Source organism: Neobacillus terrisolis (assembly GCF_051233475.1).
Lineage (GTDB): Bacteria > Bacillota > Bacilli > Bacillales > Cytobacillaceae > Bacillus_BU.
Window position 1 is genome coordinate 1 of record NZ_JBKFGH010000038.1, and the last position, 13,536, is coordinate 13,536.

The 13,536-nt window shown below is 39.0% G+C and carries 17 protein-coding genes; 13 read left to right on the plus strand and 4 right to left on the minus strand.

Annotation, left to right across the window (positions count from 1 at the left end; genetic code table 11):
• Positions 1-110 precede the first annotated feature (110 nt).
• Entirely contained in the window at positions 111-410 is a 300-nt protein-coding gene (locus ACI48O_RS19990) for a DUF2642 domain-containing protein (protein ID WP_435563594.1), read from the minus strand.
• 276 nt (positions 411-686) lie between these two features.
• On the opposite strand from ACI48O_RS19990, the gene ACI48O_RS19995 reads away from it, so the two are divergent.
• From ACI48O_RS19995 to ACI48O_RS20005, 3 genes are read left to right on the plus strand one after another with little or no spacing between them, the layout of a single operon-like run.
• A complete protein-coding gene (locus ACI48O_RS19995) occupies positions 687-1,358 on the plus strand; it encodes an MBL fold metallo-hydrolase (protein ID WP_435563663.1) in 672 nt (223 codons plus the stop codon).
• A 13-nt stretch (positions 1,359-1,371) separates the two neighbouring features.
• A complete protein-coding gene (locus ACI48O_RS20000) occupies positions 1,372-1,941 on the plus strand; it encodes a TetR-like C-terminal domain-containing protein (RefSeq protein ID WP_435563595.1) in 570 nt (189 codons plus the stop codon).
• Between the two features lie 14 nt (positions 1,942-1,955).
• Entirely contained in the window at positions 1,956-2,585 is a 630-nt protein-coding gene (locus ACI48O_RS20005; protein ID WP_435563596.1) for a class I SAM-dependent methyltransferase, read from the plus strand.
• On the opposite strand, the gene ACI48O_RS20010 is transcribed toward ACI48O_RS20005, so the two are convergent.
• Entirely contained in the window at positions 2,582-3,172 is a 591-nt protein-coding gene (locus tag ACI48O_RS20010; protein WP_435563597.1) for a YdcF family protein, read from the minus strand. The genes ACI48O_RS20005 and ACI48O_RS20010 overlap by 4 nt on opposite strands.
• 305 nt (positions 3,173-3,477) lie before the next feature.
• Between ACI48O_RS20010 and ACI48O_RS20015 the strand changes: the two genes are divergently transcribed.
• From ACI48O_RS20015 to ACI48O_RS20060, 10 genes are all read left to right on the plus strand, one after another.
• Entirely contained in the window at positions 3,478-3,717 is a 240-nt protein-coding gene (locus ACI48O_RS20015) for a sulfurtransferase TusA family protein (protein ID WP_435563598.1), read from the plus strand.
• Positions 3,718-3,801: 84 nt separating this feature from the next.
• Positions 3,802-4,164 (plus strand): DsrE family protein, encoded by a 363-nt coding sequence (locus ACI48O_RS20020; protein ID WP_435563599.1) that lies wholly within the window; start codon positions 3,802-3,804, stop codon positions 4,162-4,164.
• Positions 4,165-4,179: 15 nt separating this feature from the next.
• On the plus strand, positions 4,180-4,893 hold the full coding sequence (locus ACI48O_RS20025) for a sulfurtransferase TusA family protein (RefSeq protein WP_435563600.1): 714 nt from the start codon (positions 4,180-4,182) through the stop codon (positions 4,891-4,893).
• Between the two features lie 17 nt (positions 4,894-4,910).
• Positions 4,911-6,074 carry a vitamin-B12 independent methionine synthase gene (locus ACI48O_RS20030; protein ID WP_435563601.1) on the plus strand — a complete coding sequence of 388 codons (1,164 nt, stop codon included), beginning with the start codon at positions 4,911-4,913 and terminating at the stop codon, positions 6,072-6,074.
• 336 nt (positions 6,075-6,410) lie between these two features.
• On the plus strand, positions 6,411-6,581 hold the full coding sequence (locus ACI48O_RS20035) for an aspartyl-phosphate phosphatase Spo0E family protein (protein WP_435563602.1): 171 nt from the start codon (positions 6,411-6,413) through the stop codon (positions 6,579-6,581).
• A gap of 34 nt (positions 6,582-6,615) precedes the next feature.
• On the plus strand, positions 6,616-6,759 hold the full coding sequence (locus ACI48O_RS20040; protein ID WP_435563603.1) for a DUF3934 family protein: 144 nt from the start codon (positions 6,616-6,618) through the stop codon (positions 6,757-6,759).
• Positions 6,760-6,811: 52 nt separating this feature from the next.
• Positions 6,812-7,450: an HAD family hydrolase gene (locus ACI48O_RS20045; protein ID WP_435563604.1), complete on the plus strand. Its 639-nt coding sequence runs from the start codon at positions 6,812-6,814 to the stop codon at positions 7,448-7,450.
• Between the two features lie 1,566 nt (positions 7,451-9,016).
• Entirely contained in the window at positions 9,017-9,757 is a 741-nt protein-coding gene (locus ACI48O_RS20050; RefSeq protein ID WP_435563605.1) for a hypothetical protein, read from the plus strand.
• Positions 9,758-9,956: 199 nt separating this feature from the next.
• Positions 9,957-10,649 carry a response regulator transcription factor gene (locus ACI48O_RS20055; protein ID WP_435563606.1) on the plus strand — a complete coding sequence of 231 codons (693 nt, stop codon included), beginning with the start codon at positions 9,957-9,959 and terminating at the stop codon, positions 10,647-10,649.
• A complete protein-coding gene (locus ACI48O_RS20060) occupies positions 10,627-12,846 on the plus strand; it encodes a sensor histidine kinase (protein ID WP_435563607.1) in 2,220 nt (739 codons plus the stop codon). Before ACI48O_RS20055 ends, ACI48O_RS20060 begins: the two co-directional genes overlap by 23 nt.
• A 61-nt stretch (positions 12,847-12,907) precedes the next feature.
• Here the strand turns inward: ACI48O_RS20060 and ACI48O_RS20065 are convergent, their stop codons facing one another.
• Positions 12,908-13,048, minus strand: coding sequence for a hypothetical protein (locus tag ACI48O_RS20065; RefSeq protein WP_435563608.1), 141 nt, complete (start codon positions 13,046-13,048; stop codon positions 12,908-12,910).
• A 166-nt stretch (positions 13,049-13,214) separates the two neighbouring features.
• The gene (locus ACI48O_RS20070) at positions 13,215-13,361 is read right to left on the minus strand and encodes a hypothetical protein (protein ID WP_435563609.1); all 147 of its coding nucleotides are present in this window, start codon (positions 13,359-13,361) and stop codon (positions 13,215-13,217) included.
• Between the last annotated feature and the right edge of the window lie 175 nt (positions 13,362-13,536).

A 13,536-nucleotide genomic window follows, 5' to 3' on the forward strand; every position in this document is an offset into this window, starting at 1 on the left:
GTTATGAAATTTTACGTCAATCTTAATAGAACCGCCGTATACCGAACGGTACGTACGGTGGTGTGAGAGGTCGGGGGTTAGTCACCCCCTCCTACTCGATTAACAGTTTCCTATTTCTTCGTAACAAAAAAAGAAATATGAGCAAAACGGACATGATAATTGGCATCACCAATAGTCAGTTGAAGGTGGTCTATGGCTACGCCGGTTAATTTTCCTTCAAACGAACCTTTGAGGGTAACGATCCGGATGGTTTTTCCGACATTCTTCAATAATTGATCGAAAAAGACAGGCTCTGTTGGAATAGTATATATCGGTGCAATGGATTGCATCATCTCAGGTAAGTTATCTGAATGATTGTATTTTCCGGGAGGAATTGACCAGTATGGGGTTCTATAAGGGTATGGTTGCATATCTTGCTTCACTCCTCTGTATTTTAACGAAAATATCATTATCTAATAAAAGCAATGATTGATTCATTTTATGAAAAGAGTGGTTCATATATTATGATTACGGGTAAGATTGTAAAAAACAAGAAGAGTGAAAATTCTATTTTTTTATTGTAAAAACTAATGATATTAGTTAAAATAAAACTAACGTTATTAGTTTTCGTTGTGAACTTATCTTAAAATAAAGAGGGGATTATTTTGAGAATAGAAAAGGAACAAACTGTTTTTCAACTTTCCTTTATGCCAAGGTTGTTTCCCGTTAACTGTTACTTTGTCGAGGAAGAAGATGGATTGACTTTGATTGACGCCGCCTTGCCTTATAGTGTTAAGGGGATAATCAATGCTGCTAAAAAAATTGGTAAGCCGATCACCCGAATTATTTTAACCCATGCTCACGGCGACCATGTTGGTGCGCTTGATGGGTTGAAGGCAATCCTTCCACATGTTCCTGTTCATATTTCCGAGCGCGATGCACGGTTAATGGCTGGGGACTTATCCTTAAATGAAGATGAACCACAAACGTCCATCCGAGGAGGGGTGCCAAAAAGCCTAAAGACACGTCCTGATATTCTTCTAAAGGATGGCGAACGGGTCGGCTCTCTCATTGCCACATCTGTCCCCGGACATACACCGGGTTCAATGGCCTTTCTTGATACGCGTAACCATTCACTTATTGCTGGAGACTCTTTCCAAATTAGAGGGGGTATTGCCGTAGCTGGACAAATTCGCCCATGGTTTCCGTTCCCGGCGCTGGGTACCTGGAATAAGCAAATTGCATTGGAAAGCGCAAGGAAAATACGAGATCTTAATCCAGCTTTGCTTGCCGTTGGCCACGGAAATATGTTAAAAAATCCTATCGAGCTAATCGACAAAGCGATCGCTGATGCACAACGAAATATAGAAAAAGGATAGAGGTGGTAATTTTATGTCTCCAAGAGTAGGGTTGGATGTAAATATTTTATTACAGCATGCAGCAGAATTGGCTAATCGTCATGGCCTTGATCATGTAACACTTGCCATGCTGGCGCAAAAGCTGGGAATTCGCTCTCCGTCAATATACAATCATGTTAATGGCTTAAACGATTTGCGTAACAAATTGGCGATCTACGGATTAAAGCAGTTAAACGAAGTCATGCTTCGTGCAGCGGCGGGAAGGGCAAAAGAGGATGCCATTTATGCGATTGGCGAAGCGTATGTTGCTTTTGCTCGGACACAGCCTGGATTATACGAGGCCAGCCTTCGTGCCCCAGAGCCGGGGGATGAAGTTTATCAGTGTGCAGCCTCTGAAATAGTCGATCTTATTGTTCGAGTCATGAACTCATTTGGTCTTGAAAAGGAAGAAGCCCTTCATGCCGTTCGCGGGTTTCGCAGCCTTCTTCATGGATTCGCTTCCCTTGAGCAAAAGGGAGGATTTGGTCTCCCACTTGATCTCGATGATACGCTTCGGTTTATTCTTACTACATTTCTTGCGGGTATTGCTAGTCTTAGGAAATAAAAGAAGGGGGCACTATGAATAATTCTTGGAATAAAATTATTTATAAAATCTGGTCACCTATTTATGACAGAATATTCAACTCTGGTTCGTTTCTAGCGGCACGAAAGGAAATCTTCCGAACAACAGATTTCAAAAGCGAGCAAAAAATCCTGTTCGTTGGTGTTGGTACGGGCGCCGATTTAGAGCTTATCCAACACACTGGTTTACAAATAACGGCTATTGATTTTTCAGATGATATGCTCCAACAAGCAAAAGCAAAATTCCAACATTCGAATATTACGTTTTTGCAAATGGATGCACAACAAATGACGTTTCCCGATGAAACTTACGATGTGGTTGTAGCCAGCCTCATTTTGTCGGTTGTCCCGGATTCGAACCAATGCTTTAAAGAAATAAAGAGGGTACTGAAACAAGAGGGTGAAATCATCATTTTTGATAAATTTGTCTTGAAAAATCAAACCCAGCCGCTGCTAAAAAAGCTGTTAAGACCTGTAATAAAGGTTTTAGGGACAGATATTGGCTTAAGTTTTGAAGATTTATTTATCAAAAACAATGAGAATCTTATACTGGCAGCTGATGAACCAATCATGCTCAAAGGAATGTACCGAAAAATAATTATTAGGAAAACTAAAAGTACTATCTAAAAAAATGGAGTCCATTTTTTTAGGTAGTACTTTGTTATGGCCAAATATTCACGCGAGTACGATTTAGGAATGGCAATTAACGGTGTTTTAGCAGGAATTCCTGAAACAGCGAGGTCCTCGTCTTTGGCTATCATAAGGGATCGGTACAGGTGGAAATTGTTGGTTACAACTAGCCCTATTTTTGCATCTTTCGGAATAAATTCCATAGAAAATTCAATATTTTCATAGGTATCAGTGGAGCGGTCCTCTAAGAGAATTCGGGATTCGTTAATTCCCCGTTTTACCAACTCTGTTTTGATGCTCTCTGCTTCTGAAATATCCTCACCGGGCCCTTTACCACCTGAGGCAATAACGATCGTGTTTTTGTTTTTCTTAAGGTAACGTGCAGCAGCATTGATCCTTTCCTCAAGCGCCAAAGAAGGGACCGTTCCCTTAACTCTAGCGCCGAGTATAATCATATAATCAGCATTTGAGGGGGCTTTTGTACTGCTATACTGGGAAATTTTATATTGGAGAAAACCAAAATATAAAAGAATAATACCGATAAAAATACTCATTATCTTTAAAATCCTTTTCTTATTTTTCATTTTTTCAAATCCGTTTCTTAAGATATATTCTACTCAACTTGAAGATTTGCGTATAAATTAGTAGTTATTGTCAATTATACCAGGAATTTTGCTTGAGGATTTTTAATGTCGGTAAAATAATACAATTTTAGCCAACCAGTCCAGCAACTATTGATGAAACCGATTCAAATTTATTGGTATTATCGATAAGTTGAATTTATATCAAAATAGTAATTCTTTATAATAGACAAGTAGGTAAATTTTGCTCTTAAGGAAAAAATGTGATTTTTTAAAAAGTTATACATAATGTTGGGGAGGAAGATATCTTGTCATCTCAATACGAACCTGATTTAACCTATGATGCTGGCCCTACTGGATGTGGCGAACTGATCATGAATTTATTTTTAACAATGAAAAAGATGGACATGGGGCAAATCATCGAGGTGGTATCCTATGACCCGGGTGCCCGCGAAGATCTTCCTGCTTGGTGCAGAATGCAAAAGCATATTTTGCTTGCTCGTCAAGATGAAGGGAAAATAAGTCATTACTATATTGAAAAAGGCTAATATTGCCTTTTCCATAAAAAAAACAATCTATGGGTAGATCCAGAAAAGTCTAGGATCACAACATAATTTCTAGGAGGAATATTAATGGCTGGAAAATTTTTAGTAAGTTTAACAAATGCGAAAAATGATGCAGATAAGGCTACTGTTGGGTTCGTTGTGGCCAATGCAGCCGTTGCATCAGGTCAGGAAACCGTTGTATTTTTAAATGTTGAAGGCGCTTACTTAGCATCAAAAGGCTATGCTGATGAAATTCATGAGGAAGGCTTTGCACCATTAAAGCAGTTAATGGAACAATTTGTGGAAGCTGGCGGAACACTTTGGGTATGCAGCCCTTGCTATAAAAAACGTAATTTAGATGAAGAAAATTTAATTGAAGGTGCAACCATTGTTGGTGGAGCAAAGCTTGTTGAGTTCCTAAGCAAAGGCGCGGCTTCTATTACATATTAATAAACGGTGATATATATGGATAATCCACAAGCAATATGTGATGGCGGAGATTTAGATTGCGGCTCCGGATTATTATTGATAATAAAAAAAGCGATGGATCCTCTATCGTCAGGGGATGTTCTAGAGGTACGGAGTAGAGAGAGAACGGTTGCTGAAGACTTGCCAGCTTGGTGCCGAATGGTTGACCATGAGTTTCTTGGCTCTGAGCCAGGGGATAACACGACACGTTATTTTATTAGAAAAGGCTCTAATCAAGCTGAATTGGAACAAGATCTTGCAGCTGCCAAAGGCTATGAATGGAGTGTTCGTGTCCAAGCAGATGAGGATTTAACGTCAAAAGTTCATTCGCGTAACCACACCTTTATGGTCGGACAGCCTGCTGATTTCAGTGCCAAGGTTCAAGCACCCAGCGCTATTGATTATCTTTTAGGGTCGCTGGCTTCTTGTTTAACTGTTGGCTTTAAAGCCCAAGCATCGCGGAGAAATATAGAGATTGACCACCTGGAAGTCTCATTGAAAGCTGGGCTTGAAAATGTTCTGTTTCATATGGAATTTGAGGATGTTGGGAGTCCAAAGGTTAAGCTGATTAAAGGGACTTTTTATGTTTCTTCACCTGCTGATGAAGAGGAACTCGAAAAAATTTGGGAGAACTGTCTTGAACGCTCACCAATCTATCAAACCCTTAAACAAGCAATAAAAATAGATATTCAGTTTTCGATTGTATATTAATAGGGGGAAATAATGTTATGACCTTACCAAAATTCCCGACAACGGTTATTGGCAGTTGGCCTAGATCAAAGGAAGTTCAGCGGGCTATGCGTGATAAGCGTGCTGGACGAATGAGCGAAGAACAATTCCAGGCCGTTGCTGATCAAGCTGTCTTGCAATGCTTAAAATGGCAGGAGGAAGCGGGCATTGATATCGTTTCGGACGGTGAACAACGCCGTGATAACTATATTTCCTTCGTTGCAGAGCATTTAGAAAATGTTCGAATGTTAAGTGTCTCGGAGTTGCTGGACTATGTAGAGGACAAGTCAAGCTTTGAGGAAATCCTTGGTACATTGGATGTTCCTGCCTTTTCGATGTCCAATCCTGCGGCAGAAGGGAAAATAAGCCGAAAAAAACCGCTCGTTTTAAATGATTATCTATTTTTGAAAAAGCACACCGACAAAGCGGTCAAGGTAGCTTTGCCAGGTCCGTATTTGTTAACAAGATCAATGTGGGTGGAAGGGTTATCAAAAGAGGCCTATCCGACAAAAGAGGATTTGGCTGTCGATATTATTAAAGTCTTGCGTGAGGAATTAGAGGATTTAATAGCCGCAGGAGCAGAGTTTGTCCAATTTGATGAACCAGTCTTAACAGAAGTAGTATTTACTAAGAAAAATGCTAATCGGACATTCATGTGCGGAGCGTTGACGGCGAAAGCTGATGCCGAAGAAGAGATCGCCTTTGCGTTAGGTTTAATGAATCAAGTAACAGAAGGAATGTTAGGTAGAGGATCACGAATAGGGGTCCATGTTTGTAGAGGTAATTGGAGTACTCAGGATGAAATATTACTCCGTGGCCCATATTATCCATTAATTCCATATTTTAAGAATGTTAATGTAGACCAGCTTGCATTGGAATACGCTACTCCGCGAGCCGGAGAATTAGATGCAATTCGAGAATTCGGAGGAAAAGAAATTGGATTTGGGATTGTGAATCCAAGAACGGAGACGGTCGAAGCAGCGGAGCAAATTGTTGCACGCGTTCAAGAGATTCGAAAATATTTACCAGATGAAAAGATTTTTTTAAATCCTGATTGCGGGTTTGGAACGTTTGCTCAACGACCGATGAATAGTGACCAAATCGCTTTTGAAAAGCTTAAGGTAATGGCCGAAGCAGCTAGAAAGCTTAGAGAAATGGTGTAAGCCGTTATCCACAATTTGAAATAAATCAAAAATAAACAAGCCTGTCTGATCAAGGAAATTATCATACAGGCTTGTTTATTTTTTAGAGTAGACGTGAGGTAAGTTGTTCCTTTACATGATTCATATCCCGAATAAATTACCTTATATTGTGAAAAATAATTTAAGATTCATGATCGTAGCAGCAGAGTTATAAGAGTCGGAAATGCTGATAAATCAACTTTCCAACACGAACAACTTGTTAATGTTCAGAAAATTGTCATAAACTTTTTTCAGAATCATATAGAATCCATTGTAAAATTAGGTGAAAATATACCTCTTTGGGAATGGGGTCCAATAATGGAAGGATTACTATGTAGTTCTAAACATGAACTAATAAACAAAATAGAATACCTTAAAAATAATATGGTTGATACAGCAATGAAAATGGGCTTAAATAATGATAAAACAATAAAAATTAGCCAAGAACTCGATCATTTAATATTTCAATACCAAAGCCTTACTAGATAACTGAATTTTTTTCAGAATAATGGAGTTGAATTGTATGAGCAAAGCGAAGAGTAAAAGTGGAACGGGCAGGGGTACAGGAAAAAAAGGGTGGAATCGTTGGCAAGCTAGCCAAAACAGAGCCAAGAGTGCCAAACCCTATGTAAGCAAAGGTGTTAAAAATCGTAAAGACGAAGAGTAACGAATACGAAAAACCTCCTGAATTTTAATAAGAGACATAATGAGGTGTGAAAGTGGATAAGGCCTTTATTTTTGACATGGACGGAGTCATCATTGATAGTGAACCAATGCATGATATGGTTGACATGGAAGTAGCAGCAGGATTTAACATCCGCTTGGATCGGGATCGTTTACAAAAATATGTTGGCATGCGGGCTCGGGACGTTTGGAATTCCGTTATTAAAGAAGACCAATTGTCGCTAACTGCAGACCAGCTATTATTGATTGCTGATGAAAAGAAAGTAAAGTTTATTGAAGTAAGTGACCTCGCGCCTATTGACGGTATAAGAGAACTGTTAAAACGATTAAAACAATTAAACTATAAAATCGCGCTTGCATCCTCCTCACCAATAGAGTTAATTGACGCAGTCTTACATAAGTTTGAAATTGAGTCTTTTTTTGATTATAAAGTCAGCGGGGATGAGGTTCAAAACGGAAAACCCGCACCAGACATATACCTTGAAACAGCACGCAGAATGAATGTGAATCCGGATGACTGTATCGTTCTTGAGGATTCAAGGAACGGCATCGACGCTGGGAATGCTGCAGGAATGAAGACGATCGGCTTTGCTAATCCGGGATCTGGAAATCAAGACCTTTCAAAGGCAAACCACGTTGTTGATTCGATTGAAGGAGTTTTAGAGTTTATTTAGTTTGACTACTGGGTCCGAAAATTTATGGCGGAAAATTGGCATCGGCAAATAAGAGACCAATTTCCGCAAATAAAAGCTACAAATGTGCAAATAAGATGCCCGCCAAATGACCCAAATACCCGATAATTTGTAAAATAACGGAACTAGTGTCCTCTAAAGAATTGTGCGGACATAGGATCCGTTATTTTCGTTAAAAACACTAGTTTTATCATTTAAGCGGACACCAGAGCCCTTATTGGATCAATATTCATGGGATTTCACCTGAAAATAACCGAATAGCGGAACTTATGTCCGCCAAATTACCTAAATACCCGTTTATGAGTGAAATAACGGAACCAGTGTCCTCTAAAGAATTGTGCGGACATAAGATCCGTTATTTGCACCGAAAACCCTAGTTTTATTATTTTAGCGGACACCAGAGCCCTTATTGGATCAAAATTCATGGAATATCACCTGAAAATAGCCGAATAGCGGATCCTATGTCCGCCAAATTACCAAAATACCCAATAATGAGTGAAATAACGGAACCAGTGTCCTCTAAAGTATTATGCGGACATAGGATCCGTTATTTGCACCGAAAACCCTAGTTTTATTATTTAAGCGGACACCAGAGCCCTTATTGGATCAAAATTCATGGGATTCTCTGTGAAAATAGCCGAATAGCGGATCCTATGTCCGTCAAATGACCTAAATACCCAATAATGAGTGAAATAACGGAACCAGTGTCCTCTAAAGAATTGTGCGGACATAGGATCCGTTATTTGCACCGAAAACCCTAGTTTTATTATTTGAGCGGACACCAGAGCCCTTATTGGATCAAAATTCATGGAATATCACCTGAAAATAGCCGAATAGCGGATCCTATGTCCGCCAAATTACCAAAATACCCAATAATGAGTGAAATAACGGAACCAGTGTCCTCTAAAGAATTGTGCGGACATAGGATCCGTTATTTGCACCGAAAACCCTAGTTTTATTATTTGAGCGGACACCAGAGCCCTTATTGGATCAAAATTCATGGAATATCACCTGAAAATAGCCGAATAGCGGAGCCAATGTCCGCCAAATTACCAAAATACCCAATAATGAGTGAAATAACGGAACCAGTGTCCTCTAAAGAATTGTGCGGACATAGGATCCGTTATTTGCACCGAAAACCCTAGTTTTATCATTTAAGCGGACACCAGAGCCCTTATTGGATCAAAATTCATGGAATTTCAACTGAAAATAGCCGAATAGCGGAACTTATGTCCTCCAAATTACCTAAATACCCAATTATGAGTGAAATAACGGAACCAGTGTCCTCTAAAGAATTGTGCGGACATAGGATCCGTTATTTTCGTTAGACTCATTTTTGCTCCCATAAATAACGTAAAATTATTTTTCTAAACGGACAAGTATATCCTAATGATATTGTTTTTAAATTGAGCATAATATGATAAAGCTGTATTTTTTCTATTAAACCAGAAGGCTAGCAATATCTTAGCCTTTATAATCAATAGAGTACCCGACTACAATCAAGCACCTGCTTATCCTTGGTTTAATAACGATGAAAGGGTGAGGGGATTGAGCAAATCCAGGTTGGTAAACTATCTGTTGTTTGGTGTTCTGGGATTAGTTCTTATTTGGATAATCGTTTTAGGGTCGAAAGAAAACAATTCAACAACGGGTCATATTTCCGCGAAGCAGCTTAACTCAGAAAAGGTATCAAAAAATAAAGTCACAACCGCTGAATTTAAGGGAAATATTTATCGGGATCTTGAAACCCATTATTACGTATTTTCCACAACGAAGAAAGGAAAGATTGATGTCACCTGGGGACCGGACACGACGGGATCTGACTTTCTAATTGCCAATAAAGACTGGAGTGGAATGTACTACAATGGAGATGTGCTGCCGGCAGGGGATTATATGTTCGTAGTAACCTCAAATCCTGCCGAGACTCCGGACGATCCAGCGCTTCTTCGATATCATTTTACCATTAATGGTCTTACCTTTAAGGAGGCGCCAGATCCTACACTTCCTCAATTAGAGATTGAAAGTCCACAGGAACTCGTGACAAGACTTCCAGCAGGAGAACAAGTGGTTACCTTTAAGGGGAGCTCTGACGGGGTGGAACTCACTTTAGGGACCTTTGGTTTTGAAAATGAGGTAGTTGAACCTTTAACCAGCCCGTTTGAAAAGACAATCACCTTTAATGAAGCGAGTCCTTACAGCAGTTCCTATCGTATTTCGGCAACAAACCAATCGGGGAATATGGTCAATCGATACTTTGAGTTCATTTATGAAGGTGGAGTAATGGAGTAACGCGGAAGAATAAATAAAAAGAAGCCCCCTTGCCTACTTTTAATAGTGCAAGGGGTTTTCATTTTACACTGGCGATTGGAAAGCCAGTTAGACCCAAACCAAATTATTAAGAAATTCTTAAGAATTATCATAAATGAATGTTAAGATTTCTTGATTACATTTATGATAGTAAATGATGCAGAGAGAAAGCAGGGTGAACATGAATCAATATAATGTCCTAGTTGTAGATGATGAAAAAGAAATACGCGATGCAATCGAAATCTATTTAAAAAACGAAGAAATATCCGTTTTAAAGGCTAGTGATGGTATCGAGGCGTTAGAAATATTAAATGAACATCAGATCCACCTTATTATTTTAGATATTATGATGCCAAGGCTTGATGGCATTTCGGCAACCTATAAAATTCGTGAACAGAAAAACATCCCGATCATCATTTTGAGTGCCAAAAGTGAGGATACTGATAAAATTTTGGGTCTTCAGGTTGGTGCGGATGACTATGTGACAAAACCGTTTAATCCAATGGAACTGGTTGCTCGGGTGAAATCCCAGCTGCGTAGATACGTTATGTTCGGTACATATGAAGGAATAAAAAGGGTAATAGATTTAAGGGGGCTGACCTTAGATACAGAAGCTAAAGAAGTGGCGGTCCATGGAGAGCCAATCAAGCTAACGCCAATTGAATATAAAATTGTAGAATTGCTGATGACTAATGCGGGCAGAGTTTTTTCTATTGATGAAATCTATGAACGGGTTTGGAAGGAGCCATGCTATAACGCCGAGAATACGGTAGCGGTTCACATCCGGAAAATTCGCGAAAAAATTGAAATCGATGCGAAGAATCCTCGATATTTAAAGGTGGTGTGGGGCATTGGCTACAAAATGGAGAAGTAGAATCAAGCTTGCCGTCTGGGCCTTCCTGTTTACGATTGGTTTAAGCGGTCTATTGTCGATTATGACCATTAGTGAACAGTACTTTTATCAGGATTATTTTCAAACTCCGGAATTTCAAGCGAAACTAGAGCTATTTGCTTCAAATTTAAGCAAGTATGAATTAATCGATACAACTGAGAAAGACGCGAAAAACTCAATTGTTGTTACGAATGAAGAAATAGAGGAGCACCGTTACCGTTACGGGAATTTAAATGACCAAGTTTCAAATATTAAGGTTCAATATGAATCGAAAATCGAAGAAGCAGTTGCATCCAATAATGAAGGGGTAGCCAATACGTACAGGGCGGAAAGAGACGCCAAAATCGCGGATATTACCAAGAATTTTGAAAGCGACGAGCATGTCAGAAATAAAATCGTTAAAGAAAAAGAACAAGTAATTGAGGATTTTTTTAAGAAAAGAGAACGGGTAAGGTCTTTATTTTTACGAGACGAAAAAGTGTATAAGTACTATTTAAAGGATACAACTACTGGAAAAGTGTATACCAATCTAAAGAAATCTGAACAAGATTCAGTTAATGATTATATGAATAAAAAGAATATGTATTATGTAACCAACTATACCTTTTCAAGGGATTATCTTATTGAAAATCATTTATCAGGCTATCAAGACATAGCGATGACGTTACTGCCAGAAAAAACCGGGAACTTTGAAGGTCAAATAGGTTTGCCTAAAAATGTTTCATCGTCTAGTTTAGTGATGAAAGAGTATCAAAAATATAAAAAAATACAAATCGTGATGATATTGTTTACAATCGTCAGTATTACCTCGCTTATTGGCTCGTTAGTGTATGTAAAAAAATCAAGGATTCTTCCTGAAGAAATCAGTACATGGCAGCCATATTATAACAGGCTCCCGATAGACGTGAGGGTGTTGTTACTTGGTTTTTCCTTGTTCTCGGCTGTTCTTTACTTGTTCATGGCGAACGATCAATTCTATTTTATTTTGGAGAATCCGGTTCGGAGTGGAATGGAGCTGGTTACGGATCTTGTAATTTCTTCAATTTTTTGGATACTTGCCTTTATTCAGGGGAAGTTCTTGTTCCCGGTATTTAAAGATTGGCACAGGGTAGAAGTAGAATATAAGCTGAGCCTCCTTTCAAGAGCCTGGAACAGTGTTCAGGATGCATTTCTTATCCAGAAAATAGGAGTTCAATTTGTGATTTTGTATGGATTAGTATTTTCGTTTAGCTTTTTCTTAGCTGCACTAACAGGAGCATGGGGATTGCTGCCGCTCCATTATTTCTTGCTTCAACTTGCGTTTGTTGGTCTCCCTATCTTTGTGATCCACCTGAAAAGAACAGGATATTTTAACAAAATCGTTCTGAAAACGAGCGAAATAGCCAGCGGGAAGCTTGGTCCTGACCTGCCGGTAAAGGGGAAGTCGACATATGCAACACTCGCAGCCAATATCAACCGTTTAAAGCAGGGGGTTAAAACGTCACAGAACGAACAAGCAAAGAGTGAGCGGTTGAAGACAGAGCTGATAACCAATGTTAGCCATGACCTGCGCACGCCGCTAACTTCGATCATTAATTATACTGAACTACTTAAGAATGGGGAGCTAACCCCAGAAGATCGAGCGGCTTATCTTGAAGTGATTGATCGGAAATCAAAGCGCTTAAAGGTGTTAATTGATGATTTGTTTGAGGTTTCAAAAATGGCGAGCGGAAATATGGAATTGTCATTGGAAAAAGTCGATATAGTCCAGCTGTTGCAGCAGACGTTAGCGGAATTTGATGAAGCGATTAACCATTCTACTTTGCAATTCCGAGTGACACACAGTGAGAAACCGATCTATGCGGTAGTGGATGGTCAAAAGCTATGGCGCGTATTTGATAATTTAATTGGAAATATTCTTAAATATTCCTTGGAATATACCCGCGTTTTCATTACTGTTTCCAAAAAGAATGACAAAGTGGAAATTACCTTTAAAAACATTTCGAGGTTTGAGCTTGGTGAAAATAGTGATGAGCTTTTTGAACGGTTCAAACGAGGAGATACATCACGGCATACGGAGGGATCTGGTCTTGGTTTAGCGATTGCTAAATCAATCGTTGATCTTCATGACGGAAGTCTTGATATTGAGATCGATGGAGATTTGTTTAAGGTTCGTATTTCTTTGAACTTAGTTGAATAAATACTTTTTGTTTGGAGGCAGCCCCAAGTGTTATGTATCATTTAGGGGCTGTCTTTTATTGTTAATATTCTATTTCATCATAATCCTTGGGCTGCGGTACAGGTTGTCCTGTTTTTTCATTATAGGAGATATTTTCAATCGGTCCCCATTCATCCGTAAATGGCTGGTTTTTGTTGGGTTCATTTTTAGGTTCCTTTTTCATTTCAGCACCCCCTTTTGGAAAAAGTGTACTTGGTTAGTATGTACCATTTTTGCTTGCACACACCATTTATAAAATGCAAGATTCATTTAATAGGAAAGGACTATTCTCGGCAGTCCTATAATAGAATAGGCAAGTGGTTTAAATAAAAATAGTGCGTTGATTCGCACTATGTTAACTTCGTTATTTCATGATCTGTAACCAATAATACAGATCTAAGGGTATCTTCTTTCATAATTTCATATCGTCCGTTTTGATAATCAAAAATAATTTTATAAACGTTTCCAGAGTAAAGAACTTTGTCATTAATCGCCATTTTTCCTCCTCCTTTGACTTAATTTTACAATAGGATTGTTAAATAAATTTTAAGGAGAAGTTGATTATTGTAAATTTTAAAAAATGGGGCTGTTGATTTCCGCTCCAGGTGCTCCCTTTCCGCGGGGGAGTCCGGGAGCCTCCTCGGCGCCATAGCGCCTGTGGGGTCTCCCAAG

What these genes read in the sequence shown, in the direction of transcription:
- ACI48O_RS20070 (WP_435563609.1), bottom strand. Translation starts at nt 13,361, where the DNA reads ATGGCGATTAATGACAAAGTTCTTTACTCTGGAAACGTTTATAAAATT.
- ACI48O_RS20005 (WP_435563596.1), top strand. Translation starts at nt 1,956, where the DNA reads ATGAATAATTCTTGGAATAAAATTATTTATAAAATCTGGTCACCTATT.
- ACI48O_RS20010 (WP_435563597.1), bottom strand. Translation starts at nt 3,172, where the DNA reads ATGAAAAATAAGAAAAGGATTTTAAAGATAATGAGTATTTTTATCGGT.
- ACI48O_RS20000 (WP_435563595.1), top strand. Translation starts at nt 1,372, where the DNA reads ATGTCTCCAAGAGTAGGGTTGGATGTAAATATTTTATTACAGCATGCA.
- ACI48O_RS20025 (WP_435563600.1), top strand. Translation starts at nt 4,180, where the DNA reads ATGGATAATCCACAAGCAATATGTGATGGCGGAGATTTAGATTGCGGC.
- ACI48O_RS20055 (WP_435563606.1), top strand. Translation starts at nt 9,957, where the DNA reads ATGAATCAATATAATGTCCTAGTTGTAGATGATGAAAAAGAAATACGC.
- ACI48O_RS20065 (WP_435563608.1), bottom strand. Translation starts at nt 13,048, where the DNA reads ATGAAAAAGGAACCTAAAAATGAACCCAACAAAAACCAGCCATTTACG.
- ACI48O_RS20020 (WP_435563599.1), top strand. Translation starts at nt 3,802, where the DNA reads ATGGCTGGAAAATTTTTAGTAAGTTTAACAAATGCGAAAAATGATGCA.
- ACI48O_RS20030 (WP_435563601.1), top strand. Translation starts at nt 4,911, where the DNA reads ATGACCTTACCAAAATTCCCGACAACGGTTATTGGCAGTTGGCCTAGA.
- ACI48O_RS19995 (WP_435563663.1), top strand. Translation starts at nt 687, where the DNA reads ATGCCAAGGTTGTTTCCCGTTAACTGTTACTTTGTCGAGGAAGAAGAT.
- ACI48O_RS20040 (WP_435563603.1), top strand. Translation starts at nt 6,616, where the DNA reads ATGAGCAAAGCGAAGAGTAAAAGTGGAACGGGCAGGGGTACAGGAAAA.
- ACI48O_RS19990 (WP_435563594.1), bottom strand. Translation starts at nt 410, where the DNA reads ATGCAACCATACCCTTATAGAACCCCATACTGGTCAATTCCTCCCGGA.
- ACI48O_RS20035 (WP_435563602.1), top strand. Translation starts at nt 6,411, where the DNA reads ATGGAAGGATTACTATGTAGTTCTAAACATGAACTAATAAACAAAATA.